The organism is Erwinia sp. CGal63 (assembly GCF_037026505.1).
In the GTDB taxonomy this organism is placed as follows: Bacteria; Pseudomonadota; Gammaproteobacteria; order Enterobacterales; family Enterobacteriaceae; genus Erwinia.
The window spans coordinates 334,420-344,936 of the sequence record NZ_JAKUMN010000004.1 but is presented as its reverse complement, the minus strand read 5'-3'; the positions used below and the strand labels follow the sequence as shown (position 1 = coordinate 344,936).

The window sequence follows — 10,517 nt, the reverse complement described above, 5'->3', positions numbered from 1 at the left end:
AGCGGCATCAGGGACGATCCGCTGCATCCTGCCAGTAGAGCGGCGATCCGAAAGTCTCTACATAATGATCGATCACCGCCCTGACGTTAAGAGGCGGATGGCGCGTATTGGGATAGATCGCCGCGATATGCTGCGGTTCGGTATTGATGGCGGCTTCGAATGCGGGCAGCACTCTTACCAGCTCGCCCGTTTGCAGCCCGTCGTTAATCAGCCAGTCCGGAAACAGCACCAGTCCCATGCCGCCCAGCGCGGCGACCAGCAGCGTTTCCGCGTGATTCGACACCAGCAACGGCGTTACGGCATAGTGAATCCATTCCCTGCCCGGCTGACGGAACAGCCAGCGGTTGGGGCCGGATGACCCGCGATAAACCAGGCAGCGGTGACGACTTAGCTCGTCAGGATGCGCGGGCGTCCCATGCCTGCGCAGATAGTCTGGCGCGGCGGCCAGATAGTAATATTGCGTGCCGAATATACGGGCATGAAACGACGAGTCGGTCAGCGTGCCGATACGGAAAATCACGTCAGCCGGCTCTTTATGCGGATCGATATAGTCATCGGTCTGCATCATTTCCACTGAGAGCTGGGGATAGCGCTCAACTAACGCGGCCAGACCGGGCGCGACGTGCCGCTGGCCGAAATAGATCGGCGCGTTGATACGCACCAGCCCGGAAGGCGCCAGCGTTCTTTCATACAGCGTTCTGCGGGCTTCTTCCATATTGCCGGTCATGGCGCGTGCATACTCGACAAATAAACGCCCGCTTTCCGTCGGCGTAATCGAGCGGGTATTACGGTAAAAAAGCTGCTGGCCCAGCGTATCTTCCAGCTGGTGAATAACGCGCGAAACCTGCGAAGCCGAAATGCCTTCGCGCCGTGCTACTTGAGAAAAATTTTGCGCGTCGAAAACGCCGATAAAAATTCTCAGCGCACGCAGATTAACGGCATCCAGACCGTGCATTAATGCATATCCCGCAAAGGTGTTTACCGCACTATAGCATTTTTCTCATTCATCGCCTGCTGTACTCTTCCGCGCTTTATTCAACAGGGAAATTTCACTATGCAACTTTTATTGATACTGCTGGTAGTTATCGGCGGTATGGGGCTCTCCGTAGAGGCCGGACTGCTAGGGCCGCTGGGCGGCGAAGTCGGCGATCTCTGGGCGACGTTCAGCATTTTCGGCGTCGGCGCCGCGCTGACTTTTCTGCTGATGCTCTTTTTCAGCCCGCGCAACAGCCCGTCGTTTTTCGCCCAGCCAGGCTGGCAGCTACTCGGCGGCGTGCTCGGGCCGGTTTATGTGGTGATCCTGACCATAGCGACGCCGGTTATCGGCGTCGCCATGACCATGATTGGCATTCTTGCCGGACAGGTGTTTAAAAGCCTGATCATTGATCACTTCGGTCTGCTGGGCACGCCGCAGCGGAAGACAGACAGCAAGCGCCTGATCGCGCTAATTTTTATCGTCGCCGCGCTGGCGCTGGTGGCAAAGGGGTAAGGTAATGATAACAATAACGATGATTATTCTGGCCGTGGTCGGCGGCGCAATGCTGAGCATTCAGGCGGCGATCAACGGCCAGCTGGGCAGCAAAGTCGGCGTGTTCCGCTGCGCCTTTCTGACTTTTTCCGTCGGCGCGCTGATTACCGCTTTGCTGATCTTCTTCTTTGAGCCGAAACAGGCGGTCAGCCTGCTGGACGTGCCGAAATGGCAGCTGCTGGGCGCGCTGTGCGGCGTTCCCTATATTGTGATTATGGTGCTGGCCGTGCAGCGTATCGGCGCCGCTGTCGCCACGGTCGCGGTGATCTTCGGCCAGCTGGCGATGAGTATGTTAATCGATAACTTCGGCTGGCTGGGCAACGCGGCGGTGCCGTTTTCCGCCAGCCGTCTGGGCGCGATTGTCTGCCTGGGCATCGCCCTGTTCTTTATCTACGCCAGCAACCGCAGTAAAAACGCGGCGGTTGCCCAAAGCGCTGCCAAATAGTTTTACCCTGGCCCGGACGCCACGTCCGGGCTGTTTATTGACCGTTGCCGTACCTGGTAAACTGCTGCTCTGTGATCCTCTTCCCCCACTGATCGCCCTGCCACTCCTTCGCCAGCGAGAAGCCGTAATATTCATAAAGACGGCGTGCCGCATCCAGCCCTTTGAACGTCCAGAGCTGGGTTGACGCAAATTTTTGTTGGTCGCAGAAGGCCACAGCCGCATCCAGCAATTTTTTGCCGATGCCGGTACCGCGACAGCTTTCGTCCAGGATAAACCAGCGAAGATGCGCCTGATTATCGCCCAGGTCTTCGCCGTCGATCGCCACTGAGCCAACAATGTTGCCACCGCACACGGCCAGCCAGATGTGGTTGCGCTCGTTATCCACACGGGTGGCAAACTCCGCCAGGCCGCTGGCTACTTTAGCTTCGAAATAGGTGCCGAAGCCGTGATTTTCCGCATAATAGCGTCCGTGCATGGCGGCGATACGACCAATGGCACCGGGAACGAAACCCGTGATAATTTCCGGTGCCGGTATGGCCGCTTTCTCGCCGGTACGGCAACGCTCCAGCGCCTGCGCCCAAGCTGTCAGCCCCTGCGCAGCCTGCTGCTGCTGTGCGGCATTAAGCTGCTGCAACGCCTCCATTACGCGTCTTGCACCATACTCATTTATCCTACCGACCGTCGCCTTTCCCTGCCCTGTAAGGCGTAATAGCCTGACGCGCGCATCCTCAGCCGACGGCTTTTCAGCCAGCTCGCCAGCGGCCAGCAGGCGGGTCAGCATACGACTGACGCTGGACTTTTCCAGCCCCAGCAGCTGCGCCAGCTGTGTAGCGGTCATGGCGCCACGACTGTCGATTTCCAACAGGCTGTGCACGGCAGAAGGCGAATAGTCCGTCGCCGCCAACGTAGCATTCATAAATCCCAGTTCTCGCACCATCAGGCGCGAGGATGAACGGATTTGTTCGATCAGATCGAGTGTGGACATACCAAGGCTGTGCTCCTGTTATATGGTTGCATGATACAACCATCTATCTATCCTGCTGTCAACCGCCTGATTTTATGATTTTTTTGAAGAGTGGAATGTGAAACAAAAAACCTGCGCTTTTGAGGGCGCAGGTTTTTTCGTCGCAGTAAGTCAATGTCAGAGCTTAGCGGCTTTGGCGCGCGGCCCCGGCAGCATGCCGCCATCGTTGCCTGCCGTCAGCAGGCGATCGCTGGTGATGGCCGCAACGTCATGCGCTTTATCGGTAATGTTACTGGCAATTTGATGCACGGCGGCGGCAATCAATATACCCAGCGCGGACTGGTTATTATTGTTGCCTTCGTTGTCGGAAGCCGTTGCCAGCCCGCTCCAGATCTGCTTACCGTTACGCAAATCCACCAGCCTTGCCGTGGCGGAAACGCGAGTTTCGCTATCCACAATCAGGTATTTAGTGCCGTAGTCGCTGATATCGATATAGAGCGCCGCATCAGCGTTAAAGATGTCGTGCAGCTTCGCGGCAGGCACGTTACGGATATCCGTGGCGTTCTCCAGACCGTTCTGCTTAAAGGTTTCTTCTACTACCGCGACCGGGAAAACGTAATAGCCCGATTCCGCCAGCGGCTGCGTCACCTGCGAAGTAAAGCTGTGGGCCGCCGCAATATCCGGTGAATGGTTTTCCGCAGGCAGCACCAGAATGGAAGCCGGTTTGCTGGCGCGGAAAGCGCTGTAGTCATAAGGCGTTTTTTTCGCACAACCGGTCAGCGTCATCACGGCCAGCAGGGAGATAAAGACGAAAAGCTTTTTCATTATTTTGCTCCCTGTTTATTACGCATCAGGAAATCCATATAAGAGGCGGATTCAGGAAAAGCCGTTTTTTCCGCGGTAAACTGCTGGAATGCTAAATCGGGCTGACCGGCGTTAACATAAAGTAATCCCAGCTGGGCATGAAGGCCTGGCGGCACAGGTTTATTTTTCGCTTTTGCCTGCTCGATAACTTTATTCAGCGTCTCAATCTCTTTCTGCGGCGCGCTGCCATTTTGATAAAAGCTGTAAAGAGAACTCTGATAGTCGCCCCAGTAATAGATATTTTCTTTTTTCTGGGCGCAGGCGGTTAACAGCAGTGCCGTGGCGACCGCCGCGCTATATTTTACTACTCGCATTTTTTATTCCCTGTTATTTAACCGGGCGCCACGCGCCGGATTCCAGACCGCTGACCAGATGATTTACCGCTTCGCGTACGGCCAGATCCATAACCTTGCCGTTGAGCGTGGAGTCGTAGCTGGCGGTGCCGCCGAAGCCAATGACTTCACGGTTGGAGAGCTGATACTCGCCCGCGCCCTGCACGGAATAAACCACTTCCGAGGTTGCCACGTCGACCACGTTAAGGTTGACCTTCGCATAGGCTACCTGAGTTTTCCCGCGCCCCAGAATGCCCCACAGCTGCTGGTCGCCCACTTCCTTGCGGCCAAATTCGGTAATATCGCCGGTAATAACATAGTCCGCGCCCTTAATAGACTGGGTACTGTGCTTGTAGCCCGCTTCGTTTTTCAGTTCGTCGAGATTGGCGCGATCCAGCACGTTAAACCGGCCGGTCTGCTGCAGATGGGTAATAAGAATGGTTTTGGACTGATTGCCGAGGCGATCCACGCCGTCCGAGAATATGCCGTTCATATAGGCGGAACGGTTATCGAATTTTCCTACGGCTACCGGACTTTTCGCGCCCTGATAAACGGGCTGGCTTGCCGCGGTAACCTGCGGCGCTTCAATAGCGCGGGAAGATTCAGTGGCGCAACCGCTTAGTAGCGTGCAACTTAATAAAGAAAATGCAACAAGGTTATAATAAAATTTCATTCTTTTCTTTTCCATGAATAAAAAAAAGACATCCAACGTCCGCGTGCAGAATACAATATCGCGACAGAAAAATCCTGAGAATAATTGCGGTTTAATCAAAAAGCGTCTTTTTAACCGCATGACCAGGCCAGGTAATTAATCTGTAAATGGCCCGCGATCGCCGGAATAAACTGCCAGCCAGAGGCTAACAGGCTAAACTATCGGCTTACATCAGGAAACCTTTAGTAATCATGGGGAAAAAATGTCATCGGGGATAATGAAAAGCGGGCTGGCGCTGCTGGTTTTGCTGCTGACGGCCTGTCAGCATCGCGTCGAAGAACCGCGTCCCGTCCAGGCCACGCCGCAGGAGATGCAGGCCTGGGCAGAGCAGATCTGTCACGACAGCAAAGATGAGCACTGCCGCTATTTCGCAGAGATGCAGTACGCTATTCAGCGCAACTTCTATAACGCGCATCGCTATCATGGCCGCGAGTGCCAGGTCGCCATTACCTATGGTAAGAACGGCCGCTACAGCGTGCAGAGCACTCAGGGCGATGAGCAGCTCTGTCTGAAAGCCTGGGGCGTGATCGGCAGCGCAGAAAACTTGCCGCCGCCGCCGGCTTCCCTGCCTGCCTCGATGGTTATCGACCTTAAGCCAAACTAGCTTGCCTGTCGCCACTGTCGCGGGCTGACGCCAAACCAGCGGCGGAAGGCGCGCGAAAAGGCGCTGACTTCGGAATAGCCCAGCAGCAGCGCCATTTCAGAAACCGGTAGCTGGCGCTGCTGCAGATACCAGGTCGCCATTTCGCAGCGAACCTTATCCACCAGCGCGGTAAAGCTCAGGTTCTCCTCGCGCAGGCGTCGCTGTAACGACCAGCCCGACATCCCCATTTTTTCCGCCACCTCCGGCAGCGTTGGTTCGCCCTGCATCAGCATCAGGCGCACCTGCGAACGCGCCTGATCGACCACGCTCTGCTGCGGCGTGGCGCTGTTAAGACGGCGGATTGCGTCCTGCATCACCAGCAGCAGCGTCGGATCGCTTTCCGGCATCGCGCGCGCCAGATCTTTTTTAGGGATAACCATTGAGTTACAGGGCTGATCGAACCAGACCGGCGCGTCGAAGATTTTACAGTGTTCGTGCCACTGTTCAGGGCGAGGATGTTCAAAATGCACCTCGCGCGGCGCCCAGTGTTTGCCCGCCACGTGACGGATCAGGTTCATAAACATGCCCATTGTCAGCTCGGCGTCCTGCCTACGGCACAGAATAGCGCCGTGACGTACCTGATAATCCAGCCGCCAGCAGTCGCCTTTATCGGTCAGCCGCGTCAGCGTATCGTGCTGATGCCACGGAAAAGCGTTCACCACGTTGTGCAGCGCCTGCTCCAGCGTGGCGGAACAAAGCCCGACATAGCCAATCAGACCTAATGACTGTGGTTTAAACTGCCTGCCGTAGTGCAAACCGAAGTTATCAAAACCTGAACAGCGCGCCGCCTCTTCCATCACCCGACAGTAGTTGACCAGCCCCAGGCTCAGCGTCGGGCTGGCGAGCTGCTCGGGATCGATGCCGCTGACGCCGAAAATGCGATCGACGTCGCCGCCCTTCTCTACAATAAAGTCGCTCAGGCCGCTGGCGGCGGCGGCCAGCACGCCCCGATTACAGCCCGCGTTGAGTATCGCCGCCATCTCTGGCTGTTTGATTACGCCGCTTTCCATCATTTATCGCCTCGCTGCAAAAAGACACGGCATACTCAGCAATTTTCGTACCAGCGCCGCCGCTAAGCGCCGATGGGCAGCTCGCAGGTTTCCAGATAGCGATGACAGAGACGGACGGAATGATCGGCCCAGCGCGGCCCCAGGCTCTGCGCCATCTCTGTCTGCGCGTGCGAACCGACCCAGGCCAGCAGCTGAATGCGGCGCTGGATCAGCAGCGTCGGCACCAGCGCCAGCTCTGCGTCGTCGATATGCGCCACCTGTTCATAGCCCTGGATCCAGTTATCCACCCATTCCGCTGCACGAGGATGGTGCTCCACAAAGCTGATTGCTGCCGCAAGATCGTGCAGATACCAGCCCATGCCGCAGTCGTCGAAATCGATAACCCGCGTTTCGCCCTTGTGCAGCAGCAGATTGGTCAGGCGCAGATCGGCGTGGATCAAGCCATAGCGGGAAGGATCTTTTCCAAATAGCGCCAGCTCTTCACCAACGCGCGCAATCGCCTGCTCCACTACGCCGCAATCTTCGCGCTTCAGGCCAGGCGCGTCCCGCCAGTCGCCCCAGTGGCTCTGCGCGCCGACCATAGTCTGGTGATCCCAGATAATTCGCTGAAAGTCTGCCGGTTTTTGCCAGCTTTTACTCTGCTGATGCAGCCGCGCGGTGATATTGCCCAGCTGCCGGAAAGCGCGCGGATCGACGTCCGTGCCCGGCATTTCGCCCTCGATCCAGTGAAAAAGCACCGCATGGCGCACGCTGCCGTCTTCCAGCGGCAAATCCTGCACCAGTCGTCCTTCTCTGTCGGCGATCGCCTGCGGCACCACAATGCCGGTTTCCCGCAGCGCGTCCAGCCAGCGCAGCTCGCTGAGGATATCGGCTCGCTGGTGGTAGTTACCGCGATGCAGGCGCAGCGCGTAGCGTTGTCCGGCGGCCTCCAGCAGAAAAGTGGCGTTTTCTGACCGACACAGCAGGCTGAGTTTCCCTTGTAAATACGCGGGATAGCGGCTCAGCGCGCTGCAGGCGAGCGCGGTCAGCGCAGCGGTGGTCAGATTGTCATATTGGCTGGTCATAGGGCGGACTCCAGAATAGAGGTGAGATGGCCTGACATCAGCATGGCGTGACGCTACCCGACCCGCTTGACCGCAGGAAACAGACTTTTGACCTTAGCGCGCAGCTGGCGCTTTTTTTGCTTGTAAGTTGACAGCAGAGCGCAGAAATCCCTGTGCCCGCGTCAAGTTTCCCTGCGGCGGCGGCTGCATTATCGAAGGACACACACTGGCGGGAAAAGCGATATGACAAGCAAACTCAAGCCCACGCTGGGCACGATACATCTGTGGGGCATCGCGGTAGGCCTGGTCATTTCCGGCGAGTATTTCGGCTGGAGCTATGGCTGGGGCGTAGCGGGCACGCTGGGCTTTCTGGCGACCACCGCGCTGATCGCCACCATGTACACCTGTTTTATCTTCAGCTTTACCGAGCTGACCACGGCCATTCCGCACGCGGGCGGCCCGTTCGCCTACAGCCGTCGTGCCTTTGGCGAAACCGGCGGCCTGATCGCCGGTATGGCGACGCTGATTGAGTTCGTCTTCGCGCCGCCCGCTATCGCGATGGCGATCGGCGCCTACCTTAACGTGCAGTATCCTGACCTCAATCCTAAATATGCCGCCGTTGGCGCTTACCTGGTGTTTATGACGCTGAACATTCTCGGCGTAAAGCTGGCCGCGATGTTCGAACTGGTGGTGACGGTGCTGGCGGTTATTGAGCTGCTGGTCTTTATGGGCGTGGTGGCGCCGGGCTTTAGCCTGAGCAACTTCGCGGCGCACGGCTGGTCGGGCGGCGACAGCTTCGGCCTGCCTGCCGTCTCCGGCATTTTTGCCGCTATCCCTTTCGCCATCTGGTTTTTCCTGGCTATTGAAGGCGCGGCGATGGCGGCCGAAGAGGCCAAAGATCCGAAACGCACCATTCCCAAAGCCTATATCGCCGGTATTCTGACGCTGGTGGTGCTGGCGATTGGCGTGATGCTGCTGGCGGGCGGCGCGGGCGACTGGCGCAAGCTCTCCGACATCAACGATCCGCTGCCGCAGGCGATGAAAATGATTGTCGGCGAGCACTCCAACTGGATGCATATGCTGGTGTGGATCGGTCTGTTTGGGCTAATCGCCAGCTTTCACGGCATTATTCTCGGCTATTCGCGTCAGTTTTTCGCCCTTTCCCGCGCGGGCTATCTGCCTGCAGGCCTGGCGAAGCTCTCCCGCTTTCAGACGCCGCACCGCGCCATTATCGCCGGCGGCGTTATCGGCATCGCGGCGATTTTCAGCGACGGCTGGATTAACCTGCAGGGCATGACGCTGACGGCGGCGATGATCACGATGGCCGTCTTCGGCGCGATCGTAATGTATCTGATGAGTATGCTGAGCCTGTTCCGCCTGCGCCGCATCGCGCCGGAGCTGGAGCGCAGCTTTCGCGCGCCGGGCTACCCGATTGTGCCGGGCATCGCGCTGCTGCTGGCGCTGGTTTGCCTGATAGCCATGCTGTGGTTCAACCCGCTGATCGGCGCGCTGTTCGTGCTGCTGATGGCGGCGGGCTACGGCTATTTTCTGCTGACCAAAAGCCAGCGCGCCAGTGCGCCGCGCGATGCGATGCTGGTGGGAGAATAACGCTAAAAGGCAATGAAACCCCGTCGCCGATTCGCTATCATGCGCGCTGACTTTGAATGAGCGCGCATGACGCGCCGGAGAGGGAAAGCACAATGCTGTGGTTTAAAAATTTGATGGTATATCGTCTGAACCGCGAAATTCCGCTGGCGGCAGACGAGATGGAAAAACAACTTGAGGCATTCTCTTTCACTCCCTGCGGCAGTCAGGACATGGCGAAAACCGGCTGGGTGTCGCCGATGGGCTCGAAAAGCGATGCGCTGACCCACGTCAATAACGGACAGATACTGATCTGCGCCCGCAAAGAGGAAAAAATCCTGCCGTCGCCGGTGATCAAACAGGCGCTGGAGGCGAAAATCAGCAAGCTGGAAGCGGAACAGGCGCGCAAGCTGAAAAAAACCGAGAAGGATTCGCTCAAGGATGAAGTGCTGCACAGCCTGCTGCCGCGCGCCTTCAGCCGCTTCAGCCAGACTTTCCTGTGGATCGACACCGTCAACAATATGATTATGGTGGACTGCGCCAGCGCTAAAAAAGCGGAAGATACGCTGGCGCTGCTGCGTAAAAGCCTGGGATCGCTGCCGGTGGTGCCGCTGACGCTGGAAAGCCCGATTGAGCTGACGCTGACCGAATGGGTGCGCTCCGGCGAGACGCCGGCGGGCTTCGCGCTGATGGATGAGGCGGAGCTGAAAGCGCTGCTGGAAGATGGCGGCGTCATCCGCTGTAAAAAGCAGGATCTGGTCTGCGACGAAATCGCTAACCATATCGAAGCGGGCAAGCTGGTGACTAAGCTGGCGCTGGACTGGCAGGAGCGCGTACAGCTGGTGCTGTCGGACGACGGCTCGCTGAAACGCCTGAAGTTCGCCGACGCGCTGCGCGAGCAAAACGACGATATCGACAGGGAAGATGTGGCGGGCCGCTTTGACGCCGACTTTATCCTGATGACCGGCGAGCTGAGCGCGCTGATCGCCAACACGATCGAAGCGCTGGGCGGCGAAGCGCAGCGTTAAGAAAAAGGCCGGAGATCCGGCCTTTTTGCATCACTCTTTCAGGTAACGGCAAAGATAGGAAGAGGGCTCGGCTACCTGCAGATGAAACTCGCTGTGGCCCGGCACGTTAAAAACCTGGCCCGGATCGTAATGGCGCCATTCGGTTTCGCCCGGCAGCAGTACCTTCAGCGAGCCGCTGACCACCGTCATCTCTTCCGGTTGGCCGGTGCCGAACGTATATTCTCCTTCAGCCATCACGCCGACGCTGGCGCGTCCGGTGCTGGCGCTGTCGAAACCGATCGATTTCACTTTTCCTTCGAAGTACTCGCTGACGTTGAGCATGGCACTATCCTTTATCAGAGAAAAAAACGGGCGGCCCGACTTT

At 57.7% G+C, this 10,517-nt stretch carries 13 protein-coding genes; 5 read left to right on the top strand and 8 right to left on the bottom strand.

The window, feature by feature from the left end:
* Nucleotides 1-7: 7 nt before the first annotated feature.
* Nucleotides 8-955, bottom strand: coding sequence for a LysR family transcriptional regulator (locus MKZ79_RS15070; protein WP_336143297.1), 948 nt, complete (start codon nt 953-955; stop codon nt 8-10).
* 99 nt (nt 956-1,054) lie between these two features.
* Here MKZ79_RS15070 and MKZ79_RS15065 point away from each other — a divergent pair, with 99 nt between their 5' ends.
* Nucleotides 1,055-1,489 carry a DMT family transporter gene (locus tag MKZ79_RS15065; protein ID WP_336143296.1) on the top strand — a complete coding sequence of 145 codons (435 nt, stop codon included), beginning with the start codon at nt 1,055-1,057 and terminating at the stop codon, nt 1,487-1,489.
* A 7-nt stretch (nt 1,490-1,496) separates the two neighbouring features.
* Nucleotides 1,497-1,973, top strand: a complete 477-nt coding sequence (locus tag MKZ79_RS15060) for a DMT family transporter (protein WP_336143382.1) — start codon at nt 1,497-1,499, stop codon at nt 1,971-1,973.
* A gap of 34 nt (nt 1,974-2,007) precedes the next feature.
* Here the strand turns inward: MKZ79_RS15060 and MKZ79_RS15055 are convergent, their stop codons facing one another.
* The 4 genes from MKZ79_RS15055 to MKZ79_RS15040 form a co-directional block, all read right to left on the bottom strand.
* Complete coding sequence (locus tag MKZ79_RS15055) at nt 2,008-2,958, bottom strand: bifunctional helix-turn-helix transcriptional regulator/GNAT family N-acetyltransferase (RefSeq protein ID WP_336143294.1); 951 nt, start codon at nt 2,956-2,958, stop codon at nt 2,008-2,010.
* 156 nt (nt 2,959-3,114) lie between these two features.
* Nucleotides 3,115-3,762 (bottom strand): DUF799 domain-containing protein, encoded by a 648-nt coding sequence (locus MKZ79_RS15050; RefSeq protein WP_336143293.1) that lies wholly within the window; start codon nt 3,760-3,762, stop codon nt 3,115-3,117.
* Nucleotides 3,762-4,115: a DUF4810 domain-containing protein gene (locus MKZ79_RS15045; RefSeq protein ID WP_336143291.1), complete on the bottom strand. Its 354-nt coding sequence runs from the start codon at nt 4,113-4,115 to the stop codon at nt 3,762-3,764. The genes MKZ79_RS15050 and MKZ79_RS15045 overlap by 1 nt, the downstream gene beginning before the upstream one ends.
* A gap of 13 nt (nt 4,116-4,128) precedes the next feature.
* Nucleotides 4,129-4,806 carry a CsgG/HfaB family protein gene (locus tag MKZ79_RS15040; RefSeq protein ID WP_336143290.1) on the bottom strand — a complete coding sequence of 226 codons (678 nt, stop codon included), beginning with the start codon at nt 4,804-4,806 and terminating at the stop codon, nt 4,129-4,131.
* 241 nt (nt 4,807-5,047) lie between these two features.
* Between MKZ79_RS15040 and MKZ79_RS15035 the strand changes: the two genes are divergently transcribed.
* On the top strand, nt 5,048-5,449 hold the full coding sequence (locus MKZ79_RS15035; protein ID WP_336143289.1) for a cell envelope integrity TolA C-terminal domain-containing protein: 402 nt from the start codon (nt 5,048-5,050) through the stop codon (nt 5,447-5,449).
* Here the strand turns inward: MKZ79_RS15035 and qhpR are convergent.
* The gene (qhpR, locus tag MKZ79_RS15030) at nt 5,446-6,498 is read right to left on the bottom strand and encodes an AraC-like transcriptional regulator QhpR (protein ID WP_442897158.1); all 1,053 of its coding nucleotides are present in this window, start codon (nt 6,496-6,498) and stop codon (nt 5,446-5,448) included. The two genes, MKZ79_RS15035 and qhpR, sit on opposite strands and share 4 nt — an antisense overlap.
* A gap of 62 nt (nt 6,499-6,560) precedes the next feature.
* Entirely contained in the window at nt 6,561-7,562 is a 1,002-nt protein-coding gene (locus MKZ79_RS15025; protein ID WP_336143287.1) for a phosphotransferase enzyme family protein, read from the bottom strand.
* A gap of 222 nt (nt 7,563-7,784) precedes the next feature.
* Between MKZ79_RS15025 and eat the strand changes: the two genes are divergently transcribed.
* Together eat and rdgC are read left to right on the top strand one after the other, a co-directional pair.
* Nucleotides 7,785-9,149, top strand: a complete 1,365-nt coding sequence (gene eat, locus MKZ79_RS15020) for an ethanolamine permease (RefSeq protein WP_336143286.1) — start codon at nt 7,785-7,787, stop codon at nt 9,147-9,149.
* A 92-nt stretch (nt 9,150-9,241) separates the two neighbouring features.
* Complete coding sequence (gene rdgC, locus MKZ79_RS15015; RefSeq protein WP_336143285.1) at nt 9,242-10,153, top strand: recombination-associated protein RdgC; 912 nt, start codon at nt 9,242-9,244, stop codon at nt 10,151-10,153.
* A 30-nt stretch (nt 10,154-10,183) separates the two neighbouring features.
* Here the strand turns inward: rdgC and ppnP are convergent, their stop codons facing one another.
* The gene (gene ppnP, locus MKZ79_RS15010; protein ID WP_336143284.1) at nt 10,184-10,474 is read right to left on the bottom strand and encodes a pyrimidine/purine nucleoside phosphorylase; all 291 of its coding nucleotides are present in this window, start codon (nt 10,472-10,474) and stop codon (nt 10,184-10,186) included.
* Nucleotides 10,475-10,517: the final 43 nt, after the last annotated feature.